The organism is Marinactinospora rubrisoli (genome assembly GCF_042664915.1).
Lineage (GTDB): Bacteria > Actinomycetota > Actinomycetes > Streptosporangiales > Streptosporangiaceae > Marinitenerispora > Marinitenerispora rubrisoli.
On sequence record NZ_JBHTBH010000006.1, the window covers coordinates 71,869 to 96,819 of the forward strand.

At 72.8% G+C, this 24,951-nt stretch carries 24 protein-coding genes, 1 CRISPR repeat array and 1 riboswitch; of the genes, 5 read left to right on the plus strand and 19 right to left on the minus strand.

Annotation, left to right across the window (positions count from 1 at the left end):
* Nucleotides 1–48 precede the first annotated feature (48 nt).
* The 10 genes from ACFQRF_RS13685 to cobI all read right to left on the minus strand — a co-directional run bounded on the left by ACFQRF_RS13685 (nt 49) and on the right by cobI (nt 8,292).
* The gene (locus tag ACFQRF_RS13685; protein WP_379871456.1) at nt 49–696 is read right to left on the minus strand and encodes a DUF1266 domain-containing protein; all 648 of its coding nucleotides are present in this window, start codon (nt 694–696) and stop codon (nt 49–51) included.
* Between the two features lie 168 nt (nt 697–864).
* Nucleotides 865–1,203, minus strand: coding sequence for a nuclear transport factor 2 family protein (locus ACFQRF_RS13690; RefSeq protein WP_379871457.1), 339 nt, complete (start codon nt 1,201–1,203; stop codon nt 865–867).
* A gap of 130 nt (nt 1,204–1,333) precedes the next feature.
* On the minus strand, nt 1,334–2,590 hold the full coding sequence (gene cbiE, locus ACFQRF_RS13695) for a precorrin-6y C5,15-methyltransferase (decarboxylating) subunit CbiE (protein ID WP_379871458.1): 1,257 nt from the start codon (nt 2,588–2,590) through the stop codon (nt 1,334–1,336).
* Nucleotides 2,587–3,054: a GNAT family N-acetyltransferase gene (locus ACFQRF_RS13700; protein WP_379871459.1), complete on the minus strand. Its 468-nt coding sequence runs from the start codon at nt 3,052–3,054 to the stop codon at nt 2,587–2,589. The genes cbiE and ACFQRF_RS13700 overlap by 4 nt, the downstream gene beginning before the upstream one ends.
* 98 nt (nt 3,055–3,152) lie before the next feature.
* A complete protein-coding gene (locus tag ACFQRF_RS13705; RefSeq protein ID WP_379871460.1) occupies nt 3,153–3,536 on the minus strand; it encodes a VOC family protein in 384 nt (127 codons plus the stop codon).
* Nucleotides 3,537–3,667: 131 nt separating this feature from the next.
* A CRISPR array of direct repeats spans nt 3,668–3,939; the repeat unit is 28 nt; unit sequence GTGCGCCCCGCGCGTGCGGGGATGAGCC.
* A gap of 673 nt (nt 3,940–4,612) precedes the next feature.
* Nucleotides 4,613–4,837, minus strand: a complete 225-nt coding sequence (locus tag ACFQRF_RS13710; protein WP_379871461.1) for an AbrB family transcriptional regulator — start codon at nt 4,835–4,837, stop codon at nt 4,613–4,615.
* 149 nt (nt 4,838–4,986) lie between these two features.
* Nucleotides 4,987–5,484 carry a DUF3592 domain-containing protein gene (locus tag ACFQRF_RS13715; protein ID WP_379871462.1) on the minus strand — a complete coding sequence of 166 codons (498 nt, stop codon included), beginning with the start codon at nt 5,482–5,484 and terminating at the stop codon, nt 4,987–4,989.
* Nucleotides 5,481–6,740, minus strand: coding sequence for a cobalt-precorrin-5B (C(1))-methyltransferase (locus ACFQRF_RS13720; protein ID WP_379871463.1), 1,260 nt, complete (start codon nt 6,738–6,740; stop codon nt 5,481–5,483). The genes ACFQRF_RS13715 and ACFQRF_RS13720 overlap by 4 nt, the downstream gene beginning before the upstream one ends.
* The gene (gene cobM / locus ACFQRF_RS13725) at nt 6,737–7,540 is read right to left on the minus strand and encodes a precorrin-4 C(11)-methyltransferase (protein ID WP_379871464.1); all 804 of its coding nucleotides are present in this window, start codon (nt 7,538–7,540) and stop codon (nt 6,737–6,739) included. Before cobM ends, ACFQRF_RS13720 begins: the two co-directional genes overlap by 4 nt.
* Nucleotides 7,537–8,292 carry a precorrin-2 C(20)-methyltransferase gene (gene cobI, locus ACFQRF_RS13730; RefSeq protein ID WP_379871465.1) on the minus strand — a complete coding sequence of 252 codons (756 nt, stop codon included), beginning with the start codon at nt 8,290–8,292 and terminating at the stop codon, nt 7,537–7,539. Before cobI ends, cobM begins: the two co-directional genes overlap by 4 nt.
* Nucleotides 8,293–8,461: 169 nt before the next feature.
* On the opposite strand from cobI, the gene ACFQRF_RS13735 reads away from it, so the two are divergent.
* A complete protein-coding gene (locus tag ACFQRF_RS13735; protein WP_379871466.1) occupies nt 8,462–9,607 on the plus strand; it encodes a hypothetical protein in 1,146 nt (381 codons plus the stop codon).
* A 31-nt stretch (nt 9,608–9,638) separates the two neighbouring features.
* Here ACFQRF_RS13735 and ACFQRF_RS13740 read toward each other — a convergent pair whose 3' ends face one another.
* The 4 genes from ACFQRF_RS13740 to ACFQRF_RS13755 form a co-directional block, all read right to left on the minus strand.
* Nucleotides 9,639–10,214 (minus strand): GNAT family N-acetyltransferase, encoded by a 576-nt coding sequence (locus ACFQRF_RS13740; RefSeq protein WP_379871467.1) that lies wholly within the window; start codon nt 10,212–10,214, stop codon nt 9,639–9,641.
* Entirely contained in the window at nt 10,211–11,578 is a 1,368-nt protein-coding gene (locus ACFQRF_RS13745) for a cobyrinate a,c-diamide synthase (RefSeq protein ID WP_379871751.1), read from the minus strand. The genes ACFQRF_RS13740 and ACFQRF_RS13745 overlap by 4 nt, the downstream gene beginning before the upstream one ends.
* A gap of 233 nt (nt 11,579–11,811) precedes the next feature.
* Complete coding sequence (gene cyaB / locus ACFQRF_RS13750) at nt 11,812–12,393, minus strand: class IV adenylate cyclase (RefSeq protein WP_379871468.1); 582 nt, start codon at nt 12,391–12,393, stop codon at nt 11,812–11,814.
* A gap of 7 nt (nt 12,394–12,400) precedes the next feature.
* The gene (locus ACFQRF_RS13755; protein ID WP_379871469.1) at nt 12,401–13,825 is read right to left on the minus strand and encodes a methyltransferase domain-containing protein; all 1,425 of its coding nucleotides are present in this window, start codon (nt 13,823–13,825) and stop codon (nt 12,401–12,403) included.
* A 119-nt stretch (nt 13,826–13,944) separates the two neighbouring features.
* Here ACFQRF_RS13755 and ACFQRF_RS13760 point away from each other — a divergent pair, with 119 nt between their 5' ends.
* Nucleotides 13,945–14,625 carry a GntR family transcriptional regulator gene (locus tag ACFQRF_RS13760; protein ID WP_379871470.1) on the plus strand — a complete coding sequence of 227 codons (681 nt, stop codon included), beginning with the start codon at nt 13,945–13,947 and terminating at the stop codon, nt 14,623–14,625.
* A gap of 80 nt (nt 14,626–14,705) precedes the next feature.
* On the opposite strand, the gene cobO is transcribed toward ACFQRF_RS13760, so the two are convergent.
* Both cobO and ACFQRF_RS13770 read right to left on the minus strand, forming a co-directional pair.
* The gene (gene cobO / locus ACFQRF_RS13765; protein ID WP_379871471.1) at nt 14,706–15,308 is read right to left on the minus strand and encodes a cob(I)yrinic acid a,c-diamide adenosyltransferase; all 603 of its coding nucleotides are present in this window, start codon (nt 15,306–15,308) and stop codon (nt 14,706–14,708) included.
* Between the two features lie 44 nt (nt 15,309–15,352).
* Entirely contained in the window at nt 15,353–17,410 is a 2,058-nt protein-coding gene (locus tag ACFQRF_RS13770; RefSeq protein ID WP_379871472.1) for a putative cobaltochelatase, read from the minus strand.
* 56 nt (nt 17,411–17,466) lie between these two features.
* A riboswitch (cobalamin riboswitch) is annotated at nt 17,467–17,594 on the minus strand.
* A 222-nt stretch (nt 17,595–17,816) separates the two neighbouring features.
* Here ACFQRF_RS13770 and ACFQRF_RS13775 point away from each other — a divergent pair.
* Nucleotides 17,817–18,284 (plus strand): hypothetical protein, encoded by a 468-nt coding sequence (locus tag ACFQRF_RS13775; protein ID WP_379871473.1) that lies wholly within the window; start codon nt 17,817–17,819, stop codon nt 18,282–18,284.
* 99 nt (nt 18,285–18,383) lie between these two features.
* Here the strand turns inward: ACFQRF_RS13775 and ACFQRF_RS13780 are convergent, their stop codons facing one another.
* The 3 genes from ACFQRF_RS13780 to ACFQRF_RS13790 all read right to left on the minus strand — a co-directional run bounded on the left by ACFQRF_RS13780 (nt 18,384) and on the right by ACFQRF_RS13790 (nt 22,426).
* Complete coding sequence (locus ACFQRF_RS13780) at nt 18,384–19,049, minus strand: hypothetical protein (RefSeq protein WP_379871474.1); 666 nt, start codon at nt 19,047–19,049, stop codon at nt 18,384–18,386.
* 30 nt (nt 19,050–19,079) lie between these two features.
* Entirely contained in the window at nt 19,080–20,522 is a 1,443-nt protein-coding gene (locus tag ACFQRF_RS13785; RefSeq protein ID WP_379871475.1) for a hypothetical protein, read from the minus strand.
* 1,097 nt (nt 20,523–21,619) lie between these two features.
* On the minus strand, nt 21,620–22,426 hold the full coding sequence (locus ACFQRF_RS13790; protein ID WP_379871476.1) for a GNAT family N-acetyltransferase: 807 nt from the start codon (nt 22,424–22,426) through the stop codon (nt 21,620–21,622).
* 220 nt (nt 22,427–22,646) lie between these two features.
* Here ACFQRF_RS13790 and ACFQRF_RS13795 point away from each other — a divergent pair, with 220 nt between their 5' ends.
* Together ACFQRF_RS13795 and ACFQRF_RS13800 are read left to right on the plus strand one after the other, a co-directional pair.
* On the plus strand, nt 22,647–24,062 hold the full coding sequence (locus ACFQRF_RS13795) for an amidase (RefSeq protein WP_379871477.1): 1,416 nt from the start codon (nt 22,647–22,649) through the stop codon (nt 24,060–24,062).
* A gap of 483 nt (nt 24,063–24,545) precedes the next feature.
* Nucleotides 24,546–24,785: a hypothetical protein gene (locus tag ACFQRF_RS13800; RefSeq protein ID WP_379871478.1), complete on the plus strand. Its 240-nt coding sequence runs from the start codon at nt 24,546–24,548 to the stop codon at nt 24,783–24,785.
* Nucleotides 24,786–24,951: the final 166 nt, after the last annotated feature.

The window sequence follows — 24,951 nt, forward strand, 5'->3', positions numbered from 1 at the left end:
TTTCCCGGCCGCCGGGCGCCGAGCGGTTCCGGCGTTCCGGGCCGCCCGCTAGCGCGGCAGCGGGGCGTCCGGCCGATAGATGGCCTCCCACGGGACCCGCTGCCACGGGCTGTCGGTGTTGGCCGGGTCGAGGAGCTTGCGCGCCGCGTCCACCGTCTCCTGCTGGGAGACCGCCCAGTCCTCGTACTTGCCGCCGACCAGACCGCCCAGCCACACCTGACGCCCGCGCAGGAAGTCGTCGGCGTAGGCCTGCCAGGACGGGTAGGTCTGGGCGGCCGGGCCGGCCACGCGGGCGAGCAGCCGCCAGGCGGTGGGCTCGTCGATGTACCCGGCGGCGAACCCGTACCGCGTGATGTCGGCGTAGCGCATGATGTCCCAGGCGAGCGGGGGGTGGCCGATCCGGGCGGCGTAGGCGCCACGGTGGCCGGTGGTCGCCAGGAAGTCCAGGGTGGCGAGCATCGACGCCTGGTCGGTGATGTCCCAGCTCTCGGAGAGCCGGAGTTTCGGATTACGGCGGTCGATCCGTCTCGTCGGGTACAGCAGCGTGTGGCTTCTGCCCGGGGTGCGCTCGGCGAGAATGCCGGCGAGGGAGACCATCCAGAGCTGGTGGGTGGTCAGTGGTGTGCGGTACTTGGTCTTCGCCGGACGGCCGAAAGCCATGACGAGGAGCGTCCGGACCAGGAAGAGGATGTCCATGATGCGGTGAAGCTTGGCAGGCGCCCCGTTGGCGGTCAATTCATATTGGTGCCGGCTCCCGAGCCGATATTCGGCGGCCCGGCCGGGCTCCCGCGCGCGGCGGCGCGCCAGCCGTTCGGCCGCCACGGTGGAAGCGTTTCGCGGTCCGCCGGCGGGTCCGCGTCCTCGTCACACCCGGCCGCCGAAGAAGACCCGCACCTGCCGGATGAGTCCGTCGCGGACGGTGATCGCCTCCATGTTCCGGTATCGGTCACCCGACACGAGTTCGTATTCGTAGTAGACGAGGACGAGCCCGTCATCGGCGGGGACGACGTGCAGCAGCCGCTGCTCGGTGAACCGGTCGGCCGTCGGGAAACACCGCTCGAAGAAGGTCGCCTTGTCGATGTGGTCGTCTTGCGGACTGGTGAACGAGAAATCATCGGCGTAGAGGGGGAGGGCCGCTTCGCGGTCCTGCGCCCGGTAGTGGCGAAACGCCGCCTCCACGATGCCGACCGGACCGTCGATCATGCGCGCTCCCTGACCGGCCGCCGCCGGTTGCGGCGCTGTTCGGCCCTGGAGTACCCGCCGACGGCGATCGCAACCGTCCCGCCCGGTCGCGCTGACGGCGGGCGGAACCGGCGTAGGGGGAGGCGTCCGGTCACGGCGCCGGACGGTCCGGTGCGGACGCCGCGCCGCCCGCACCGCGCAGTCCCCACAGCAGGGTGACCGGGTTGGCCGCCGCGAGCCGTAGCCCCCCGTCCGGGAGCGTGGCGAGCCGGGACGCCTGCAGTTGAGTGCCCTCGACCGCGTACCCGGCGGTGGTGAGCAGGTCGTACACCGCGCGGACCCGGTCGAGCGCGGCGAGGGCCGCCACGACGCGCTCGGGACGGTACCGCTCGACGACGGCGGCGATGACACCCGGCCCGCCGCCCCCGACGAAGACCGCGTCGGGGGTCAGCAGCGCACCTGCGCGGTCGAACACGCCCGGAGCCTCGCCCTCGCACACCTGCACGCTCACGCCGTGCGCCGCCGCGTTGCCGCGAATGCGCCGGCAGTCCGCGGCCACCCGCTCGAAGGCGACCGTGTGCGCGCCGAACCGTGCGCACTCCACGGCCACCGATCCGCTCCCCGCTCCGACGTCCCACACCACGGTGCCGGGCCGCGGCGCGAGGTGGGCCAGCGCGACGGCGCGCACCTCGGCTTTGGTGATCATGGAGTCGCGGTGCGCGAAGTCGGCCTCCGCGAGCGCCCAGCCGTCCGGAGCCCCCTGGTGGCCGGGCAGCCACGCCGCGGCCGGCGCGACGGCGCGCTCGGGGTCGACGGCGATGACGACGTTGGGGTGGGCGCGATCGCGTCCGGCGTCGGCCGGGTCCGTGACCCGCACGACCGCTTCGTCGGTGGCTCCCAGCCGCTCGGCGACGTAGACGTCGCGCCCGGCGCGCAGCAGCGCGGGCAGGAACGCGCGCGGTTCGGCGCTCACCGGCGCGGTGAGAATGGCCGCCTTGGGGTGCGCGAGCGCCGCCGCGAGAGCCCGGCGGACGGAACGCCCCCGCCCGGACCTGCCGTGCGCGGACGCCACGACGGCGTCGTCCCACGGCACCCCGATCCGGGCGAACGCCAAGGCGACCGAGGAGACCGCCGGCACCACGTCCGGGCGCACCCCTCGCTCCCGCAGCGCACGCAGCACCCCGAAGAACCCGGGGTCCCCCGACGCGAGCACCACGGCGGGACCGTCGTGCTCGGCGACTTCGCGCAGCGCGGCACCGAGATCGCCGACGACCACCCGTTTGGCCCCCGCCGGGACCGGCACCGCGGCGAGGTGCCGCAGCGCCCCCGCGACGCAGGACGCCCCGGCCAGCGCGGCAGCGGCACGCGGCTCCAGCGGCCCGCCGTCCAGCCCGACCAGGGTGATCATCCGGCCGCGTCCGGAAGGGGCAGCTTGAAGCCGACGTGCGACGCGGTGAACCCGAGCCGCTCGTAGAAGCGGCGCGCATCCACCCGGACGGCGTTGGAGGTGAGCTGCACCGTCCAGCACCCGCGTCGGCGAGCCTCCTCGACCGCCCACGACACGAGCGCCGTCCCCAGCCCGAGCCCGCGCGCGTCCGCGACGACGTGAACCGCCTCGATCTGCGCCCGGGTCCCGCCCCGATTCAACAGTCCCGGCAGGAAGGTCAGCTGGAGGGTGCCGACGATACGCCCATCACGCTCGGCGACGGCCAGGAACTCGCGCGGATCGGCGTCGACCACGGCGAACGCCTCCAGGTAGGGGGCCAGGTCGTCCGGAGCCTCGCGGGTGGAACCGAGTTCGTCGTCGGCCAGCATGGCGACGATGTCGGGGACGTCGGCGGCGACGGCGCGGCGGATCTGGATGTCGCTCATGGCACCACAGGATCGCAGAATCCTGAGATCAGCGGATTACGCCCTGTGGCCCGATTGGTGGGCATCCGGCGCGATGGCTGCCGGTTCGGAGAGGGCCGTCAGCTGCTGGACGCCACGGCTTCGGGGGTGACAAGGCAGAAGGGGTGACCGACCGGATCGGCGTACACCCGGTAGCCGATCGGCTTGTCCGAGCCGTCGAGAAGCGTCGCGCCCAACGAGAGCACCTTGGCCTCCGCCTCGTCCAGGTCATCGACCAGGACGTCGACATGCATCTGCTGCGGCCGAGCGGGATCGGGCCACTGCGGCGGCCGGAAGTCGGCGACCCGTTGGAACATCACGATCTCGGTACCGGTCGTGCTCTTCAGGACGACGTACTCGGGGCTCTCCTCGGCCCGCGGCAGCGACAGGAGGCTTTCATAGAAGGTCGCGAGCTCGGAGGGGTCGGGGCAGTCGATGACGAGGGAGAACAGGCGTCCGATCACATCGGCCACTATTGCATGCGCGTGGAGGGGCGGGCGTATTCGGTTCCGCGTGCCGGACTGCGGGCTTGGACGGGGCGGGTAAAGTGGTCGAAAACCTGGGCCGGGCTTGGTGACGTCCCAGGTCAGTAAGAGTGCGCCCCGCGCGTGCGGGGATGAGCCCGCCAACCGAACCCGCGCCAAGAGCGCTTCGACGTGCGCCCCGCGCGTGCGGGGATGAGCCCCGCCGTAGGCACCGTGGTGGCGGAAATCGTCAGTGCGCCCCGCGCGTGCGGGGATGAGCCTGTGGTCCGGGGCGTCCTTGGGGCCGGTGCGGAGTGCGCCCCGCGCGTGCGGGGATGAGCCCGCCTCCCAGTGCTCGGGGGTGAGCACCGCCCAGGGCGCCCCGCGCGTGCGGGAATGAGCCCGTTGGGGTACGCGCCGGGCGAGCTTCTGTAGAGTGCGCCCCGGCGCGCGGGAATGAGCCGCGGTGCGTCAGTATCTTGACGTACCCCCACGCCTACGCTCCGCGCGCGGCAATGAGCCTCGCCGGCAGCTAAGTGCCCCCCGCATGCGGGGCCAAGCCCGACATGGACAGTGCCGCACGGAGTTCGCCGCGAGGACCGCGTCTGCGCTCGGCCTGCCCACTGCCAACGGCGGCGGCACGGCGGATCTGGACCTCGCTCGTCATTCGACGGGATCGCGGAATGCCGCGCGCCAGAATCGCCTCACAACGGCGGAGCATCGGACGCCGCCAGGGCACTGGGTCCGGTCGCGAGCACGAAGGAAAAGAAGTCCCGACGGTTCTCCGTCGGGATGGCCCTTCTCGAATTCATTGAAGGTGGGCCAGGACTGATGACGGCGTGAGCTTGCGCGCCTGATCACGTGCGGCCTTCCGAGAATCCACTCGTCCCCGTACCGCCAGGTCGCGCCTTCGTCGCGCGCCCGAGTCGCATCGAATCCACCCGACGTGGCCGCCCCACACGGGCTCGTGAGCCTGTCGGACGGTTCGTGGCAGATGAACACGGTCGTGGCCACCCACCTAGCGCTCCGCCTGCTCGCGGCTCGACCGTTTCACGACGCCCCCGTGGCCGACGTTCTCAGCCCTCCTCTTCCAGGGCATCGAACATCGACTCCGCGTCCGGATACTCTTCGGCCCGTCCCCTCGCGATCTGTTCGCTGGCCGCGCGTTCACCGGCCTGCCAGCCACGGTCCCAGAACCACGCCTGATCGGTGGCCACCACGGTGGGATCGCGCGGCACGGCATCGCGGCCGGCACTGATGAACTCGATTTCGTCGCCTTCGCGCATGTGCAGCGCTTCCACCACCTCGCGGGACAACTGACGTGATCACCAGCATGGCCCCCTCGGGAGAATCCCGCAGCGGAATCCGGCACGAATGACGGCGTCGGTAACCGGTCGGCGCTCCGCACCTCCCCGTCGTGGAAGACCCGATCGCGGCCCCTCCCCCCGGCCTACTCCGGCGGCAGCCAGGACAAATTCCGCCGAACGTGTGGATTGCCGCGACGCCGTCGCCGCACGTACCCGACGCCGCCTGCCGTGATCGCCGCGCCTGCCACCAGCAGGCCGATGCCCAGGTACACCCACACCGCGTACACTCCGCGCTCGGTGCTCGCCAGCGTGACGACGTGCTCGGGTTCCTCCGGTGCGTAGGCGACGGTGACCTCGTCGTCCACGTACAGGTCGGCCGTCTCCACGCCGTCGAGTTCCACGCGCGGGAACTCGGCACCCTCTGCCCGGTAGCTCACCCACACGGTGGTGGTGGGGCTGCCGCCGCGGCCTGAGGTGCGGATTTCGCGGTCCACGACCGTGGCCTGGACGCGCTCGGTGTGGTCGGTGTAGTTCTGCAGGCCAAGGGCCAGGAAGATGACGCCGTGCAGGATCACCGAGCCGCCGAGCACGAACGTCCGCGTGGGGTTGAGGACCCACTGGAGCACTCTCGACCAGCTCACCTGTCCGCTCCTTCGTCCGGCCGCTCCACCTTCTCCGGCTCGCTTCGACGCGGTCGCCGCCGCCTCGGTTCCGGGGAGGCCGCCGTGTCCCCCGGTCCCGGCCACTCCGCCACGACCCGGTGCCCGGTGAAGTCCACCATCGCGACCGCCACCTCCACCGTCCCCTCGGCGAAGCGGGTGAGCACGTCACCGACCCGGCGGCACAGCTCGCCGCCCGCCGTCGGCAGCAGCCCGGCCCTCTCCCACAGTTCGTAGGCGTGCCGGCCGGTGTTCGCCGCGGCGACCTCGTCCGCCAGGGCCGCCGGGCCGCCGACCGTGCGGGTGATCTCGGCGAGCAGTTCGGTGGAGACCTTGGATCTGGTGTAGTGCGTCATCAGGATTCCGTCGGCGAGTTTGGTGAGCTTGCCGGCCATCCCGACGAAGACGACGCGGCGCACCCCATGCTCGACCGCGCGGCGCAGGGCGGCACCGGTGAAGTCGCCGACCTCCACGAAACACACCGGCGGCAGTTCCGGATGGCGCAGCATCGCTCCCTTCTCCGTCCGGCCGCCGGTGCACAGCACCAGGGTGGACTCGCCCTGCGCGGCGAGGACGGAGACCGCCTGTTCGACGCTGGCCCGCCACGACGCCGTCGAGAACGGCCGCACGATCCCGGTCGTGCCCAGGATGGAGATGCCGCCGATGATGCCGAGCCGGGCGTTCGTCGTCTTGCGGGCCATCCGCTCGCCCTCCGGGACGCTGATGACCACCCGCAGCCCGTCGGCCCCGGTGTCCACGACCTCGTGGACCGCGCGGGTGATCATTTCGCGCGGCACCGGGTTGATGGCCGGGCCGCCGAGCTCCAGACCGAGGCCCGGCCTCGTCACCACCCCGACGCCCACGCCGCCGTCGAGCTCCAGGCCGGGCCCGGGGCGGCGGGTGACCGTGGCGGTGATGTGCGCGCCGTGGGTCACGTCGGGGTCGTCACCGGCGTCCTTGACGACCACCGCCTCGGCCCGGTCCGCCGTCAGCAGTTCGCAGCGTTCGGTGGCGAAGGTGACGCGCCGTCCGGACGGCAGGGCGACGTCCACGACCTCGACCGGGCGGCCGGTGGCCAGCGCCTGCGCGGCCGCCTTGGCCGCGGCCGATGCGCACGTGCCGGTGGTCCAGCCGGTCCGCAGCGCCTGCTGCCGCACCTTCATGGTGCGGGGGAGGTCCGGCTCGCGAAGGTCCGGGGCCGTGGCGCGTGCCCGGTCCGGCCCGGCCGGGTCGGTCATGCCCGCCGGTCCCCTCGCAGGGCGCGCCGTGCCTCGCGGTCGGCGCGCCGGTGCTCGTGGAAGTGCCCCGGGTGGTACAGGTGCGACCGTGTGCCGCCCGCTTCCAGAGCGGGACCGACCAGGACCAGGGTGTGCTTCCACAGCCGGTGCCGCTTGATCGTGGCCGCCAGTTCGCCGAGCCGGCAGCGCAGCACCAGCTCGTCGGGCCAGGTGGCCTGGAAGGCGACCACGCACGGAGTCTCGGGCGGGTAGCCGCCGTCGAGCAGTTCCTGCTGCAGTTGCCCGGATCGGGCGGCCGAGAGGAACAGCGCCATGGTGGTGCCGTGCCGCGCGAACTCCCGCACCTCCTCGCCGCCGGGCATCGGCGTCTTGCCGCCGCCGAGCCGGGTGAGGATCACCGACTGGGCGACCTCGGGGACGGTGAGTTCCCGCTGGACCAGGGCCGCGACGGCGCTGAAGCTGGACACTCCCGGGACGACCTCGGTCGGCACGCCCAGCTCGTGGCAGCGTTCCAGTTGCTCCTGCATGGCGCCCCACAGGGCCGGGTCCCCGGAGTGCAGCCGCACGACGTGGACGCCCTCCTCCGCGGCCCGGCGGTAGTAGGGCAGTACGCCTTCCATCGGCAGCCTGGCGGAGTCGACGATCTCGGCGCCGGGCCGGGCGTGGTCCAGCACGTCGGGGTGGACGAGGCTGGCCGCCCAGACCACCACGTCGGCGGCCTCGATCGCGCGGACCGCCCGCACGGTGAGCAGGTCGGCCGCGCCCGGGCCGGCGCCGACGAAGGTGACCTTCCCGGTCACAGTTTCCCTCCCCGCTCGCCGCGCCGGGCGGGCGCGATCAACGTGGACAGGTACGGCAGCGGCTCGCCGTCGAGCTCGGCGGCCGGCGCTATCCGCTCGTCCGGCAGGCCGAGCCGCGAGCCGTGGACGGCGTCGGGCAGCCGCCCGGTCGCGCGCAGCGCCTCCCGCACGTCCGGGGCGTGGCGGCCGAATTTGTAGGCGACGACGGTGGCGTCGGTCTCCAGCGCCGCGCGCAGCCGTCGCACCCCGGCGGTCACCGGGAGGAGGGTCAGCGGCTCGGTCCCCTCGACGAGCACGGTGCCGGAGCGTGTCGCGAGGTCCTGCATGGCGGTGATGCCCGCGACGGTCTCGACCGCGACGCCCGGCGCCGTCTCACGTACGGTCCGGGCGAGGTAGCCGAAGGTGGAGTAGATGTTGGGGTCGCCGATGGTGGCGAACGCGACGGTCGCCGCGTCGGCGTCGAAGTGCCGGACGACGGTGCGCGCCGCCTCGTCCCACGCCTGGACCCGGCGGGCGCTGCGTCCGCCGCCGCGGTCGTTGAGGGCGAACACCACCCGTTCGATCCGGTCGTCGGGCACATAGCACCGCACGGTCGCCTCGGCCCGGCCCGGTTCGTCCGGGGCCATGACGGGCACCAGGACGACGTCGGCCTCCCGCAGCCGCCGGACGGCCCTGACGGTGACCAGCTCCGGGTCGCCCGGGCCGACTCCGACCCCGACCAGCCGTCTGCCCGTTCCCGCGCCAGGGTCCATGCCACCGTGCTTCCTGCCGCCTGCCGTGTCCGCCGGATCAGGGTATCGGCGGGGGCGCCCGGGCGAGTGGGCGGGGGCGGCCGCCGCCACCGACCGCGCGGGGCGCACACCACCGCGATCAGAACGTTCCAGCCATAGAATGCCGACTTCCCGGCACGAAGGGATCCGCGTGGACCTCTTGAGTTGGCACACCGGCGCGGGAGGGCTTGCGGAATGGCTGACCGGCCTCCTCCGGCGCTTCGACGCGAGTCCCGGAAAGTTCCAGATCCAGCGCGGCGGCGAGAAGGTATGGCATCACGATGCCCCGGGAAACCATTCGCCCTACACGCAGACGATCTCCAACACCCATGTCGGCACGGTGCCGGAGCTGGCGGCAGAACTGGCCGGCGACCACGTGCCGAGCGTGCAATTCACCGCGAGCACGCCCGACCACTGGTGCCTGCGCGCCACACCGGGCGACCGATCGCGAGCCGACTGGGTCAAGGTGCTCATGCCCCGCGCCCAGCGTTGGCCGCTTCCGGCACGGCTGCGCGACGGCCGGGATCTGCGGCGGCTGCTCGCCGGACTCGCCGGGGTACTCGCTCTCGCGCCGCCCGGTCCGGATCCGGGCTCGCTGGAGCGCTACCGCCGGCCGATCGAGCTGGACGGCGAGGTCGGATCACACCACTACAGGTTGCGGGTCACGGGCTGGGCGGACGAGGCGCTCCACCTGCGCGGGGAAACCCCGCTGCTCCTCGGCAAGCTCTCCCTCCTGTTCGGTCCGCGCGACGAAACGTCTCGCCCGCTGCGCTCGCTCGGCGAACTCGTCCGCGTGTGTCAGGAGTTGGAGGCCGAGATGGGCCGGCTGCCGGTCCGGGCCCCGTTGACGCTGCCCGGCGGTGACCTCGTTCTCCCCACCGACGCACGCCTGAAGGTGACCCGAGGCGGCGGCACGGTTCCGGCGTTCGAGGTCACGACGAGCGAGCTCATCGCCGAATCCGACCACCCCGATCTCTCGTTGCGGGAAGGAATCGCGCTGCTGATGTGTCGGCAGCTCTACACCGCGTGCGCGGTCGCGGAACTGCCGGAGTGGCTGCGATCCCTGGAAAACGGCGTGTTCGGGCGGCCGGGGATATGGACGGTGCGCGGCGGGAACCGGCGACCGCCGTCGCACCGCGGATCCGCGATGGTGGCTCGCGCCCTGCTCGACCAGGGCGCCGCGGGCCGGGCCTCGGTGGCCCTGGCGACCGCGGAGTTCATCACCGTTCAGGGCGTGCTGCTCGGCGGTGCACCGGCAGAGCTGGTGGGAACGTCACGGAGGAGAGCCCGCCGGTGAGCGGGGCCGCGCTCCCCCGCGTCGTCCACCGTCACCACCGCACATCCGCCGGAATCAGGCTGTACACCGCCAGATCCGTCCGCCCTTCGTGCAGCGGCATCGCGTTGCGCTCCGTCCCCTCGTAGACGAAGCCCGCCTTCTCCGCCACCCGGCGGGACGCCGTGTTCTCCACCGCCGCCTTCAGTTCCAGGCGCTGGAAGCCGAGGTCGCGCATCGTCCACCGCGCGACCGCGGTGACCGCCTCCGGGGCGTACCCCTTCCCCCGCTGCCACGGCGCCACCCAGTACCCCACCTCGGTGACCTGGGCCCGCCACAGCGTCCGGACCAGGCCGCACGCGCCCACGAAGTCCCCCGTGCCACGTTCCAGCACCGCCCACTGCTGGCCGTCGCCGCTCGCGCGCGCCGCGGGTGCTTCCACCCGGCACCACTCGGTGGCGTCGGCGAGCGTGTAGGTCCGGCCGGGGGCGGGAAGCGGCAGCCAGGTCTGGGTGCTCGGGTGGGACACGGTCAGGTAGACGTCCTCGATGTCGGCGTCGGTGAACGCCCGCATGATCAGGCGGTCGGTCTCCAGGATCACCATCGGGAACACGGCGCTCGGGTCGGTCATACCGTCTCCCTTCCCGCGTACGCGCGGGCTGCCCCGAGCAGCCGGGCCGCCAGGTGCGGCGCGCCCGCCCAGTGCAGGTGCAGGAAGGAGGCGTTCAGGGCGGGCCCGGCGAACCCGGCGGGTGCTCCGGCGCGCCACTGCCACGCGGGCGCCGCGCCGTGCGCCGGGGTGACGGCCGTCCGGTGGAACTCGTGCCCGGACACCCGGGTCCCGGCCGCCGCGAGCACGGAGTCGCGGACGGCCACGGCGGCGCGGTAGCCGAGCGTGAGCCGGTCCGTCATGCGGGCGTCGGCGGGCAGCACCCCGCACATGGGCGCGCCGTCCAGGCTGCGGCAGAGGTACAGCAGTCCCGCGCACTCACCGACGACGGGCCCGCCCCCGGCGGCGAACGCGGCGACCGCGTTCCGGAGGGCTTCGTTGGCGGACAGGTCGGCCGCGTGCACTTCGGGGAAGCCCCCGCCGATGACCAGGGCCGAGGTGCCGTCCGGCAGCTTCTCGTCGGACAGCGGATCGACGGTGACCATTTGGGCGCCGCCCGCGCGCAGCAACTCGGCGTTCTCGGTGTAGCCGAACGTGAACGCCGGGCCGCCCGCGATCGCGATCCGCGGTGCCGTGCCCTCCGGCCGTGCCACCTCCGTCGCCGGGTCCCAGGAGTCCCCGGCCAGCGGGGGCGCGGATCGGGCGGCGGCGACGATGGCATCGAGGTCACAGGACGCCGCGACCAGCGCGCCGAGCTCCGCCACCGCCGCCCGCGCCTGGGCGGCCCGCTCGGCGGCCGGAATCAGGCCGAGGTGCCGGGAGGGGGTGACGACGGCGCCGGTGCGCCGAACCGCGCCGAGGACGGGGGTGCCGACGTCCTCCAGTGCGGAACGCAGCAGGCGTTCGTGGCGGTCGGAGGCGACCTGGTTGAGGATGACGCCGACCACGCGGACGTGCGGGTCGTAGCTCCGAAAGCCGTGCACCAGCGCCGCGACGGACCGGCCGGCGCGAGCGGCGTCCACGACGAGGACAACAGGCGCGCCCAGCAGGTGCGCGACGTGCGCGGTGCAGCCGAAGTCGCCGGGCCCGTGAAAGTGCGCGGGCTCGGCGGCGCCGTCGAACAGCCCCATGACGCCCTCGATCACCGCGATGTCGGCCCCGGCCGAGCCGTGCCGGAACAGCGGGACGACGCGGTCCTCGCCGCACAGCACCGGATCCAGATTCCGCGGCGGCCGGCCGGTGGCGAGGGCGTGGTAGCCGGGGTCGATGTAGTCGGGACCGACCTTGTGCCCGGAGACCCGCGCGCCCCTGGCCGTCAACGCGGCCATGAGGCCGGTGGCGATGGTCGTCTTCCCGCTCCCCGAGGCCGGAGCCGCGATGACGATCCGGGGCACGCTGGACACGCGTTCTCTCCTCTTGTCGCCCTTCCTCGACGGATCAGCCTATGCGGAGGTCAGGGCGCACGATGCCTGGATGCCACGCTGACCGGGCGGATGAAGTGCCGGGTACCGCGCTCTACAGCCCAACTCGGCTACGGGGAATCGCGCTGCGCACATCCGCCACGACGCGGCCAGCCTCTGCGAACCTGCCCGATCACGATGCTTCCGCGAATGGCGAATTACGGCACGTGCGACGCGTGTTGGAGGACGAGGTCGCGGTAGGGCAGGCTGACGATAGGACAGGCTGTGAGACCCAACTGCTGCTCAAGCCGTTCGAGGCGCGCGGCGGCCTCAATGGCGTCGGCCGCGGTCACCTCGGTCTCGACGAAGACTCCCAGGCCAGTGATGACATCAAGGCTGATGGTGGTGTCCTCGAAGTCAGGGTGGCGGTACAGCGCCCGCGACTTCTCCACCCGCGCCAGCGGGATCATGCCGATGGCGACCAGCAATTGGTCGGCGGCCTCGGCCTGGTCGACGCCGGCCAGGATCACGTTGGTCTCGGGTTTGGCGATGATGCCCTCATGGCGATGGGTGGCACTGGTCGAGGCGGGCTTGTAGGTGATCTCGGCGAAGCCGTCACGCTGGCGTACCCGCAGACACTCCGCGGTTTCCAGATAGTCGGTGTCGGGCCTGCTGTAGTAGGTGTCCCTCTCGGTGAAAGAACCCTTCCCGTGGAAGCCCAACGCGGCGAGCCGAGCCGCCACAGCGCCCGTTTCAATGCCTGAGAGTTGGCGTTTCCGTTCGACTTCAGTGGTGCACATGATGCGGTTACCTCCGAGAGTTGACTGCCGCGTAGATTCGGGCGAGGTTAGGTTTACTGCAGAATCCCTGAATCGCCTCCAGCGCCTGGTCGAGTTTTTCGCCATCAGCAAGGGATATGTTCTGGAACAGCACGAGCTGCTTGGCATCGATTAGAGGGTTGGCAACCCTCTTCGCAAGGAATCTGTTGTAATAGTTTCGTTCTTTGCGAAGGATGTCGCTCTTCTGGGCGGGCATCAGGACGGTTGGGCGCGGGTTGTCGGATTCGATGGAGTTGACGGCGAATGCGGTGAGCAGCTCGTCAATGGTCAGGTAGGCATAGGTCTCGCGGCCTTCCCGCTCCAGCCAAGACGACCAGACCTGCGCACAGCCCACGTCCCCCTGCTCTACGGCGACCAGAAAGGCGGTCAGCGCGACCTCGGTGACCTCATCGAAGATGTCACCGTCGATGGTGTAGTGGTCGGCGTAAGGCTCGCTGATAGCCAGCAGCGTCCCTTTCCGAGTTAGAGACAACCAGTCGGTTTCAGTGAACCGATAGTGCACGCGCTTGTGCCCAGCCCTCAGGTCAATCCAGTCATGCGAGAGCTGTCCTTCCAAAATGGGGGTGAACCCCAGTGCGCCTGAGCGCCACACATGGTCGCGGAATGTGATGTAGTGCCGCTGGATCTCCCGGAACATTCCGACCGGCGCGGCGACGAAAGTCGACGTATGCGTTCCCAACTCTTCGATGGGAATGATGCGAGAGTTCTGGCGAGCCAGGATCTCGTCGTCGTGGTGATGGTACGGGTGTATTCCTCTGTTCAGGTACTGCGGGATGAACATGCGAAGGAACTGCAGCCACGATTGTGCGCCGTAGGACTGCACAACACGTTCATGCAGCGACGATGCTTGGACCGCATAGACGTCCCGGTAGGCAAAGAAGCCGTCCGGGTTCAGCACTGTGGGCAGGGTTCGCATCATCGCATGCAGGCCACGGTAGCCGCCGCCGTAGGAGTACACCTCGTGCAGCAAGGCTGACGCCGCGATGACGTCCACCGATTGGGGCAGGAGAGCGCCAATATCTTGGGCAAGTCCCTGTGTGAGCGTACACGCGCCCACCTCTGCGAACTCCTCCATCGCCTGCGCCAGAGCCTGCGAGGCCACACCGGGGGCCTCGATGAGGGTGAGGTGAACCGACCGGCCGGGAGCACGGTCGCGGGCGAGTTGGGCGGCCAGGAAACTGATCGCTGCTCCACCACCGGGCCCGACCTCGACCACCTGAGGAGCGTCGTGCGGGATGCGTTCCAGCGCTCGGTGGACCAGATGCCCCTTCTCCGCGCCGTGCGCGTTGGCCGCCAGGTCGAGGTAGGCGGCAGCGGATTTGTACTCACACGCGAAGGTGGGTGGATCAAGGCTGTCGGTTGAGCATGGGGGAGTGCCCTTCGAGGGGCCCATCGTAATCCTTGCAACCAAGTATCCAAGTACGGTTTCTTGAAATCAAGGGGAGACTCCGGCAACCTACGCGGTGTCCTTGTACGCTAACGCATTGTAGGGGCAACCAGTGGAGGCAGACTATGACCATCAACCCGGGCGACCCCAGACCGCTCAAAGACCAGGTCGCTGACGCCATCTGGCGCGCTGTACAGGACGGCACCTATAACCCCGGGGAGCGGCTTCCATCCACCCGCGCGCTCGCCGCCCACTACGGAGTCGGCCACCCCACCGTCACCGCCGCCATCGCCCAGCTCAAACGCTCCGGCATTCTGGAAAGCCGCAGCGGATCGGGCACCTTCGTCAAGCAGGGCAAAGCCGTCCCCAGCACCGGCACCGAGAGCCATGATCTGCTGGAGGTCGCCGAGATCCCTGCTCCCGCCGAGGTCGCCGACCGGCTGGGCAGCGAGGCCGGCGAGCCCGTCATCGTTCGGCGCCGGCTCATCAGACTCGACGACGTCCCTGCTGGGCTGATCGAGTCCTACTACCCTGCCGACATTGCGCGCGACACCCCTCTGGCCGAGGCCAGCCACTATGACTCGGGCACCATCCGCCCACTACTCAACCTGGCCAGCTACGACGAGACCGTCTTCGCGACCATGCCCACCCCCGACCAGCGCCAGCAGATGTACATCGCCGAAGGCACGCCGCTCCTCGGCCGCTGGCGCATTTCCTACAACTCCGACAACCGACCCGTCCAGGTCACCCGCCAGCTCGTTGCCGCCGACCGCTACACCTTCAAACACCAACACCCCATCACCTGACGCGGACACTGGTGGGTCATGGTGCTCGATTCGGACGGGCTGACGGGCGCGCTCCTCCGGATGGACCTCCCTGCCATCAGTCACCACTCGATCCCGCGCTGCCCCTTCTGCCCCGCGTCCATCGGGTGCTTCTCCTTGCGCATCTCGGTGACCAGGTCCGCCGCCGCCAGCAGCCGCGGGTCGGCGTCCCGGCCGGTGATGACGATGTGCTGGGTGCCCGGCCGGGAGTGCAGCGTTTCGACGACCTCGTTCACGTCCACCCACCCCCACTTCATGGGGTAGGTGAACTCGTCCAGCACGTACAGCCGGTACGTCTCGGCCGCGAGGTCGCGGCGGATCTGCGCCCAGCCTTCCGCCGCGTCGGCGGCGTGGTCGGCCTCGGTGCCCGGGCGCTGGATCCAGGACCAGCCTTCTCCCATCTTGTGCCAGGTGACCCGGCCACCCTCTCCTGAGTCGCCGAGGACGCGCAGCGCCTTCTCCTCGCCGATGCGCCACTTCGCGGACTTGACGAACTGGAAGACGCCGATGTTCCAGCCCTGCGCCCAGCCGCGGGTGGCCAGGCCGAAGGCGGCCGTGGACTTTCCCTTTCCCTCCCCGGTGTGCACGATGAGCAGCGGCCGGTTGCGGCGCTGGCGGGTGGTGAGGCCGTCGTCGGGCACGTAGGCGGGTCGCCCCTTCGGCATGGGTGTAGTCTCCTCGTCGTCGGGTGAGGTGGGACGGGCGGGGGTCAGGCGGCGCGGCGGGTGTGCCGGACCAGGCCGGTCAGTGCCTCCGCCCGCAGGTCGGCCAGGCGGACCGTCTCCCCGCGCAGGGCCGCGGCGAGCTGTGCGGCGAGACCGAGCCGGACGGGGCCGGACTCGCAGTCCACGACCACGCTCTCGATCCCCTGGCCGCCGATCCAGGCACCGGCGCGCAGTGCGGCGTCCAGGCCGCCGTGCGTCGCCCTGCCGTCGGTCACCACCACGAGCAGCGGCCGCCGTCGCGGGTCACGGGTGCGCTCGACGCGCAGTACGTCGGCGCAGCGCAGCAGGCCGGCCGCCAGTGGGGTCCGGCCGCCGGTTCGCAGTTCGCGCAGCCGGCGCGCGCCGGCCTCGACCGAGGACGTGGGGGGCAGCGCCAGTTCGGCGTCCCGGCCCCGGAAGGTGACCAGGCCGACCTTGTCCCGCCGCTGGTAGGCGTCGAGCAGCAGGCTGAGCACCGCCCCCTTGACGGCCCGCATCCGCTGCCGCGCCGCCATGGAGCCGCTGGCGTCCACGCAGAACAGCACGAGGTTGCCCTCACGTCCCTCCCGCACCGACTCCCGCAGGTCGGCCGGGGACAGCAGTAGCCCGCGGCCGGTCCGCCCGCGGGCGCGCTGGTGCGGGGCGGCGGCGCGCAGTGTGGCCGCCAGGTGCACGGAGCCGATCCGGTGGCCGCTCGGCGGGCGGGCGGCGGAGGTCCGGCCGAACGGTGTCTCCGCCCGGGACCGGCGGCCGGGCGTGCCGGCGCCGAGCCCGGGGACCCGGAGCAGCCGGGGCCGGTAGGTCTCGCCCGGGTCGGCGACACCGCCCTCGGGCGCCGGCCCCTCACCGGGCCGTCCCTCCCCGGCCTGCTGGTCCCCGCCGTCCACCTCACCTCGGCTCGCCTCTGACGGAGCCGTGCCGCTGTCCTCCGGTGGCCCGGTGTCCGGCGGATCGCCGGGCCCCTTGCTCTCCCCGTCCGGGCGGCCGGGCCCGTCGCCCTCTCCCTGGGCGTCCGGACCGCCGTCAGGGTCTTTTGGGTCCGCATCACCCGCCTGGTCCAGCGCCTCCCGCAGCCGGTCCTCGTCCAGATCCGGGGCGTCGAAGGGGTCGCGTCGCCGCCGGTGCGGCAGGGCGAGCCGGGCCGCGTCGCGCACGTCCTCGGCGGTCACCTCCACCCGGTCCCGCCAGGCGGCGAGCGCCATGGCCGTGCGGGCGGTGACCAGGTCGGCGCGCAGGCCGTCCACCTCGAAGGCGGCGCAGACGGCGGTCACCTGGCGGAGGGCGGCGTCGGACAGCTCCACCTCGGCCAGGCGGCCCCGCGCGGCGCGGATCCGGGCGGCGAGGGCGGCCTCGGCGTCGCCGTAGCCGGCGGCGAACCGCTCGGGCGCGTCCTCATAGGCGAGGCGGCGGCGCACGACCTCGGCGCGTTCGGCCGGGTCCCGGGTGGCGGCCACCTCGACGGTCAGCCCGAACCGGTCGAGCAGCTGCGGCCGCAGCTCGCCCTCCTCGGGGTTCATCGTGCCGACGAGCAGGAACCGCGCCGCGTGCCGGACCGAGACGCCCTCGCGTTCGACGTGCGACGTCCCCATGGCGGCGGCGTCCAGCAGCAGGTCCACGAGGTGGTCGTGCAGCAGGTTGACCTCGTCGACGTAGAGCACACCGCGGTGCGCGGCGGCCAGGAGCCCGGGCTCGAACGCCTTCACGCCCTCGGTGAGGGCCCGCTCGATGTCCAGCGAGCCGAGCAGCCGGTCCTCGCTCGCGCCGACGGGCAGTTCGACCAGCCGCGCCGGGCGGGTGCGCGTGGCCGCGTCGGGGGTGTGCGGGCCATCGGGGCAGTCGGGATCCGGAGCGCCGGGGTCGCAGGCGAAACGGCAGCCGGTCACCACGTCGATGCCGGGCAGCAGCGCCGCCAGGGCGCGCACGATGGTGGATTTCGCGGTGCCCTTCTCGCCGCGCACCAGCACGCCGCCGACCGATGGCGCGACCGCGTTGACCAGGAGAGCGAGTTTGAGGTCGTCCATGCCGACGACCGCGCTGAAGGGATAGCGAGCGGAAGCGCTCACGCGGGTCCGTCCTTCCTCGGGAGTCCACGCCCACAGGGGTTGGCCATGGCGCCGCGCAGTGTCCTGGCTCCCAGATCGCCGCTCCCCCGCGCCTTCCCGCCGGCCGGGGCCGGCGGTGGCGTCGTTGCGGGTTCGCTCCCTGGTGACAGTGGCGGGACCGCCCCGGATTCACACCGGGTTCCTGCGTCGGCGGCGAACGGCGGGGGCCGCGCGCCACCGGGCCGGCACCGCCCTCAGCATCGCACACCGGTCCGGGGCGGGATCAGGCGGCGGTGCGGCCGCCGTGACCGCACCATTTCCGGCCGGTGCCGGAGCAGCGGGCGCGGGCCGCTTTTCCATTTGTGGAATTCACCGGAAACATTCTGATCAATCCGATTGGTCGCTGATTGATCGTTACGCTGCCCCCATGAGCGCCAACGAGTGCTGGTTCTGCGCCACCCCGACTCGCAACGGCGAATACCTGCATTTTGGTATGCACCGCGATGTGCGATACACCCCTCTGGTCATCGCGCTGCACACCCGGTGGGCGACCACCACGGCCTACGTTCCGCGGTGTGAGCGGTGCATGAGCGGCCACGTGATCGAAAAGTGGACCCGCTGGATATTCGCCGGATCGGCGCTGGTGACCGGACTGCCCACCGTGCTGATGCTGGGCTCGAATCTGAGCGGAGAACCCTGGGCCGACCAGTGGCAGATCATCTTCCCGTGGATCTGGACGCTGAGCTGGCTGGTGCTGTGGCTGGGCGTCCGGCAGCACTGGTTCGGCTGGCACCGACTGGCGCCACGGCCGGAGCGCCACGCGCGTCGGCACCCGGCCGTGGTGCGGCTGGCCGAAGACGGCTGGAAGTACGGCGGGGGACCGCCGGGGTCGTGACGAGCGGTCCCGGCCCGGAATCCGCACACCGACCCCTGAACGCACAGAACCCGGGCGGCCACCTCGCGGCGGCCGCCCGGGTCGGGGTCACCCCGGGTGTCAGCTCTCCTGAGCCGGACGACGGCGAGCCGCGTACACGGTCACCGCGCCGAGACCGGCGGCCAGCAGGCCGCCGTACAGCAGGCCGGACACGTCCGTTCCGGTCACCGGCAGCGTCTCCGCAGGCTCGTCCTCGGCCTGGGTCGCGCTGCTGGCGACGGGCTGCGCACCGCTCTGGGACGGCGGCTGGTTGCCCGGGCCCTGACCGTCATCGGGGTCCTCGCCCGGAGGCGTCGGCTCCGGGTCGGGGTCCGGCGGGGTCGGCTCCGGGTCCGGGTCGGGCGGAGTCGGGTCCGGGTCGGGCGGGGTGGGGTCGGGATCCGGCGGCGTGGGGTCCGGGTCCGGAGGTGTCGGGTCCGGGTCCGGGGGCGTCGGATCGGGGTCGGGCGGAGTCGGGTCCGGGTCCGGAGGTGTGGGGTCCGGGTCCGGAGGGGTCGGGTCGGGGTCGTCCGGAGGCGTGGGGTCCTCCGGGAACAGCGGCGGGAGGTTCAGGTCGAGGTCGAGCCCCAGACCTGGACCGGACTCCCGGTCCGCAGTGGTGTCCGACTGCACGGCCGGAGCGGCCTCGGTCTCCTCGACGGTGTCGGCGAACGCCGGCGTCGCGGAGAACCCGAAGGCCAGCAGACCCGCGGCGGCTATGCCGACCGCGCGTGCTGAACGGGACATCCTTCTCCTTTCAGTTTGAGGGGGCGGGGGTCATTCGGGAGTGAGGGCGTAGATGCCGTCGCCGGCGACCACGACCGCGTGGCCGTTGAGCAGCCCCCACGGTTGCGCCGTGTCCGGCTCCAGCTCCTCCGGATCGCCGTCGCCCTCGACGGCCACCTCAGCGCCGTCGAGTTCACCGAAGAGCGTTCCTCCGACGGCGGTCACGGGGGTGAAGCCGGGCACGACCCGGGCCGCACCGGCCGCCAGGTCGACGACCACCGGCCCGTAGGCGGCGATGGTGTCACCGGCCACCCAGCGGGCGTCCGTCAACTCTCCCGGTGCGATCGCGGCCGAGGCCACGACCGAGCCATCATGCGCGTCGTGCACACCGAGCACGACGCTGTCCTCGTCTTCCGTGGTCCAGCGGATGAGCACGTGCTCGGCCGACGCGGTGAGCACACGGTCCAGGCGCTCGGCACCGTCGGGCTCTGCCGGCTCCACCTCCGCCGGATCCGCGCCCTCGGCGGCCCACGCCCACGGTCCGCGCGCGGCGGCCACGAGGACGGCCTCGCCGTCGGCGGCCAGCGCTCCCTGGCCCTCCGAGAGCGGGACGGGCGCGAGTTCGCCGCCCGACGGGACGAACGCGCCGTCGCCCGCCGCCACCAGCGGGGCCCGCCCGGCGTAGCTCACCTGGGCTCCGGCGGGCAGCTCCACCTCCTCGGGGTCGCCGCCGCCGATCGGCCACAGCCACAGCGTGCCGTCGCCGCCGAGGAGGACCTGGAGGGACTCACCGGCGCGCACGATCCGCGGCTGCTGGTCGATGTCGCCGAGCGCGACCGGCAGCTCCGCCGACCACCGCTCGACGCCGTCCGCTCCCACGACGGCCAGCCGCTCGTCGGCGTTGACGAACGCGACCGCGCTGCCGTCCGGAGCGACCGCCGGCCGGGTGCCGGGGGCCATGGCGAGCCGCCACGCGGCCTGGTCGGTGAACCCGGGCGGCACCGGACGGCTATCGAACGTGGCCGCCTCGGGAACCGGCGGCTCCTCCTGGCCGATGCCGAGCGTGTCCGGCAGGTACTGGACCGCGGCGTAGCCGCCTCCGACGAGGACGGCGACCGCGACCACACCGCCCGCCACCACGAGGGCGATCCGGCGTCCGGCCCCGGAGCCCGGCCCACGGGTGCGCGGAGCCCGTTGCGGGCGCGGCGGCGCGCCACGGCCGCCGGCGGCGGGCGCCGCCCGGATGACGCCGCTCGGGTTGGCGACGAGCTCCCAGACGCTGTGGTTGTCGCGGGCGTCGATGACCACCGGCCGCCCGGTGCGCGCGGCGTAGTCGGCGGCGATGTCGAGCGCGGCACGCCGGGTCTCCTTCGGGGAGTCGCCGGCGACGCGCCGTTCGGTGCCCTCGACGACGACCCGCGCGCTGCGCTCGTCGGGTGCGATGACGATGCTGACGCGGTTCTGGTGCGGTGTCAGCTGGACCCCGTAGCTCATCGCTCCTCCGCCCGTCCGGCGCGGCGCGCCACGGCGCCCGCACCCCGGCGAAGCGCACGCGGCCACCCCGATGGCGGAGCCATTGCGATCATCACTGTCGTGAACCCGTCCGTGTGCGCTACGTGACTGTCACCGGCGGTCGCTCGCGGTCGGTGCCCGATTCGGAGGAAGCCGGTCCCATTCGGGTTCGGAGCCCGAATTGCGGCTGAGCGACAAGGAAGAATTGTGGATGCCCGTGATGATACTGACTCACGCGACAATCGGCCGCTCCGGCCATCGCGCCACAGCGCCCGGTACAGCGACGATCCGCGCGCTGCTCGCCCACCGCACGGCGGCCCCGGCGTCGCGGCCACCGAAGCGCTCGCACGCTGAACTGCGGCGACGCTCCGCGACCGTGGCGACGACGGACGGCCGTGCCGTGGGCGCGAACGGCGAGTCGCGGCGTCGGCAACGCGACAACCTTTGACAATGGCCACATCCGGCCTATCGGCGTTCCCGTTGCGGCGGACGCGTTCCCGGCAGCGGCCTGCGGCGGAGCCGGCGGGCCGCGCCCGGGCCGCCGCCGCACGAGACGTCGTCGGCGCGTCGGCGGACGCGCCGACGCGCGCGTCCCACTGGCCCGGATGCGGGGGTCGCGGCATCCGGATCGACGCGGTCTTCATGGGCCTCCCGCTTCCTCGTGCTCCGCTCGCGCCGCGGAGACGTGCTCCCGTGGGGACCACAGGTGTCGTCCAGGGCGGCACCGCGGCCACGCCGCGGCGCGCGACGCCGCGTTGCCCTTCGGTGAAAGGACGCGGCGGGCGCCCCATCGGTTTCCCTGTTCCCGATTCCCGGTGGGCCGCCGCCGGAACCCGGCGGGGCGCGGCTTCCCGTGCCGGATCCGGCCCCGATGCCCAGAGCCGCGGTTCCGGGTGGGCAGGGCGTCCGCGCGAGCCCTTCAGCGCCTCCGGCCGGACTCACCCCGAGGGCCGCCCGGACCGGCACCGAGTGCGGCGGTCACCGCTCGCGCGCCGCCGGACCGGCGCCCCTCGGGCCCGCCCACGCGACGGGCGCCGCCACCGGCCGGTGCCGCTCGTCTCCCCGGCCGCACGCCCTCCTCACCGCACGTCGCCGGGACCCGGCTCGTAGCAGCGGGTGACCGCCACCGGCCGGAAGCCGTGGCGGCGGTAGAAGTGCTTGGGCCAGTCGTCCACCTCGGCGCGGATGAGCACCGGCCCGGCCCCGGCCGACCTCGCGTCGGCGACCGCGTGCCGGAGCAACTGGGACGCCACACCGCGGCCGCGCCGGTCGGGCCGGACGTAGAGGTCCTCCACCACCGCCATCGCTTCCGGCCGCGGCCACGAGGAGAAGAACCCGCAGGGGTCGCCGTCGACCCAGGCGAGCCAGTAGTTGACGTGGGCGGACCGGATCCGGTGGGCGAGCACGCACTGCCGCGTGTACTCCTCGTCCCTGGGCGGGCGCCCCTCGGCGCGGTCCTCCTCCTCGTGGTCGAGCCGCAGCAGTGTATGCAGGGCGTCCCAGTCGGGGTCGCCGTCCACCCGGCGGACGGTGGCCGGTTCGGGTCGCCGCGGCACGGCCAGCGGGCCGGCGGCCACCATCTCCACCACCTGCTCCCGGAGACGCCATCCCGCGAACGCCAGCGCGGCCTCGGTCGCCTGGGACATCGCCGGGCCCGCGTACAGTCGCGCCGCCGGGGCGCCGATCCAGTCCAGCGCTTCGGCGAGCACCTGCCGGATCTCGTCGGGGTCGTCGCCCACCAGCCGGGTGATGGCGTTCCAGCGCCCGACGAGCGGCGCCTCGCGGTTGCGGATCCACCGCGCCCCGGTCACCGTGCGCGTCTCACCGCCGAGCGCCCAGAACTCCGCGTTGCCGTCCTCCACCGCCAGGGCCACCTGCTCCGTCACGACCGTCACCGTAGCGAAGCCCCGCTCGGCTCCGCAGCGGTTCCCCGGATCCCGAAGGAGCCGGAAGCGGGCCGCGCGATTCGCCGGGCCGCGCGCGGGAATAGGCGGGTTCCGCCGTTGCATCGCGGCCGGTGCGGCGCTGGAATGGCGCGGACGGCCCTTGCCGGCGCCGTCGCCCGGCCACCGGCCGGCCGTACATTGAAAGAGGAGCACGCCCGCCATGTATGACGAGATCGCCTTTCGACCGGCTCGCGAGATGGCCGACATGCTGCGGCGCCGCGAGATCTCCGCGCGCGAACTCCTGGCGGCGCACCTCGCCAGGATCGCCACGGTCAACCCCGCGATCAACGCGGTGGTGACGCTGAGCGCCGATCGGGCACTGGAGGAGGCCGCCGCGGCCGACGAGCGCCTGGCCTCGGGCGCGCCGGTGGGTCCGCTGCACGGTCTGCCCATGGCTCACAAGGACACCCACGACACGGCCGGGATCCGCACCACCTACGGTTCGCCGTTCCTCACCGGCAACGTGCCCGACCGCGACGAACTCGTCATCGAGCGGCTGCGCGCGGCGGGCGCCATCACCATCGGCAAGACCAACGTGCCGGAGTTCGCCGCCGGATCGCACACCTTCAACCCCGTCTTCGGCGCCACCCTCAACCCCTACGACACCACCCGCTCGGCCGGTGGCAGCAGCGGCGGCGCCGCGGCGGCGCTCGCCGCGGGGCTGCACGCGCTCGCCGACGGCTCCGACATGGGCGGCTCGCTGCGCAACCCGGCCTCGTTCAACAACGTGGTGGGGCTGCGGCCGTCCCCCGGCCGGGTACCCACGTACCCCGCCCCGCTCGGCTGGTCGACGCTGTCCGTCCAGGGCCCGATGGCCCGCGACGTGGCCGACACCGCGCTGCTGCTCTCGGTGATGGCCGGGCCGGACCCGCGCAGCCCCATCGCGCTGGACACCCCCGGCCGGGAGTTCGCGGCACCGCTGGACCGCGACCTGACCGGGCTCCGGGTGGCCTGGACGCCCGACCTGGGCGGCGCCTTCCAGGCCGAGCGAGCGGTGCTGGAGGTGCTGGCGCCCGCCGTGCGGGTGTTCGAGGAGCTGGGCTGCCGCGTCGAGGAGACCGCCCCGGACCTCACCGGCGCCGACGAGGTCTTCCGGACGTTGCGCGCGTGGACGTTCGAGTCGGCCTACGGCCACCTGCTGGACGCCGACCCGCAGCGTCTCAAGGCGAGTCTGGCCTGGAACATCGAGGAGGGCCGCAAGCTCGCCGGCCCCGACATCGCCCGCGCCGAACGGCTGCGCACGGAGATCTTCCACCGGGTACGCGAGTTCTTCGAGCACTACGACGTACTGCTGCTCCCGGTCAGCCAGGTCGTGCCGTTCGACGCCCGCCTGGAGTATCCGGCCGACATCGACGGCGTCCCGCAGGCCACCTACCTGGACTGGATGCGGTCCGCCTACCACATCACGGTCACCGGCGGCCCGGCGCTGTCGGTCCCCGCCGGGTTCACCCCGGAGGGACTGCCGGTGGGACTGCAGATCGTCGGCCCGCACCGCGCCGATCGCTTCGTGCTGGAGGTGGGGCACGCCTTCGAGCAGGCGACCGGCTTCGGGCGGCGCCGGCCGCCGCTGTCCTGACGCTGCCACGGCCCCGGCGCCGGAAACGCGGTGCGCGTCCCCGGCGAATTCGGCACGATCGCCCTCCTTGTCGACACCGGAGCCACCATGGCCGTCGGAAAGCCCCTCGCCGGCGCACGACCGGCCGCGCCCGCACCGCGCACGGTGCGGCACGACCGGCACGGCTACCGCGTCCTGACCCCGCGCCCCGGAGATCCGGTCCGATTCGCGGTGGAATCCAGGGCGGTCGACGGGTGCGCGATGCTGACCTCCGATCTGCGCGGGACGCGGGTGCCGGCGCGGATGCTGTGGGGGGCCGTCCTACCAGCGCTGCCCCGGCACCCTGTTCGTCATCGACCCGCCGCACCTGGTGCCGAACCCCCACACCGGGCGGCCGAGCCCGCCGATCGCCGTCGTGCTCAGCCCTCTGTGCACCGTCGACACCGCCGCCGCCCGCCGGCTGCGCCGCAAGCGTTCCGGCGACGGCCCGAAGGGTCCGTCACGATGAACGCACGAAGCTACGCCGCGGCACTCGACGAGCGGATCACCCGCAGCCGCGATCGGTGGGCGGGCCGGCCCACGCGGGTGCGGTACCGGCCGGCGCCGCACACCGAACCCCGGCCGACCGTGCGGGGCGGACTCGTGGTCGTCGCGGCGGAGCCGGCCACCCTGCGGAACTGGGCGGTGGAGATCGGCCGGGTCGGGTGGTTCTGGTACCACGGGGAGGACTGCGCCGAGCCTTAGGACTCCCTCAGCTTCGATGTGCACGCGGTGCGGCACTTCCACCGCCGGGTGTCGGCGGCGCGGCGAGCCCGGGCGGAACTCGGGATTCGGACGAACACGCCGGGGGGGGATCCGCACCTGAGGGGACTGATCACCGAGCGGGCCGCGGCCATCGCGGCCCGGCACC

Excerpts from the sequence above, each read along its gene's own strand:
- ACFQRF_RS13755 (WP_379871469.1), bottom strand. The coding sequence starts at position 13,825 with ATGGGCCCCTCGAAGGGCACTCCCCCATGCTCAACCGACAGCCTTGAT.
- ACFQRF_RS13775 (WP_379871473.1), top strand. The coding sequence starts at position 17,817 with ATGAGCGCCAACGAGTGCTGGTTCTGCGCCACCCCGACTCGCAACGGC.
- ACFQRF_RS13760 (WP_379871470.1), top strand. The coding sequence starts at position 13,945 with ATGACCATCAACCCGGGCGACCCCAGACCGCTCAAAGACCAGGTCGCT.
- ACFQRF_RS13720 (WP_379871463.1), bottom strand. The coding sequence starts at position 6,740 with ATGACCGACCCGGCCGGGCCGGACCGGGCACGCGCCACGGCCCCGGAC.
- ACFQRF_RS13685 (WP_379871456.1), bottom strand. The coding sequence starts at position 696 with ATGGACATCCTCTTCCTGGTCCGGACGCTCCTCGTCATGGCTTTCGGC.
- ACFQRF_RS13740 (WP_379871467.1), bottom strand. The coding sequence starts at position 10,214 with ATGACCGACCCGAGCGCCGTGTTCCCGATGGTGATCCTGGAGACCGAC.
- ACFQRF_RS13700 (WP_379871459.1), bottom strand. The coding sequence starts at position 3,054 with ATGAGCGACATCCAGATCCGCCGCGCCGTCGCCGCCGACGTCCCCGAC.
- cyaB (WP_379871468.1), bottom strand. The coding sequence starts at position 12,393 with ATGTGCACCACTGAAGTCGAACGGAAACGCCAACTCTCAGGCATTGAA.
- ACFQRF_RS13800 (WP_379871478.1), top strand. The coding sequence starts at position 24,546 with ATGAACGCACGAAGCTACGCCGCGGCACTCGACGAGCGGATCACCCGC.
- ACFQRF_RS13795 (WP_379871477.1), top strand. The coding sequence starts at position 22,647 with ATGTATGACGAGATCGCCTTTCGACCGGCTCGCGAGATGGCCGACATG.
- ACFQRF_RS13785 (WP_379871475.1), bottom strand. The coding sequence starts at position 20,522 with ATGAGCTACGGGGTCCAGCTGACACCGCACCAGAACCGCGTCAGCATC.
- cobI (WP_379871465.1), bottom strand. The coding sequence starts at position 8,292 with ATGGACCCTGGCGCGGGAACGGGCAGACGGCTGGTCGGGGTCGGAGTC.
- ACFQRF_RS13780 (WP_379871474.1), bottom strand. The coding sequence starts at position 19,049 with ATGTCCCGTTCAGCACGCGCGGTCGGCATAGCCGCCGCGGGTCTGCTG.
- cobO (WP_379871471.1), bottom strand. The coding sequence starts at position 15,308 with ATGCCGAAGGGGCGACCCGCCTACGTGCCCGACGACGGCCTCACCACC.
- cbiE (WP_379871458.1), bottom strand. The coding sequence starts at position 2,590 with ATGATCACCCTGGTCGGGCTGGACGGCGGGCCGCTGGAGCCGCGTGCC.
- ACFQRF_RS13690 (WP_379871457.1), bottom strand. The coding sequence starts at position 1,203 with ATGATCGACGGTCCGGTCGGCATCGTGGAGGCGGCGTTTCGCCACTAC.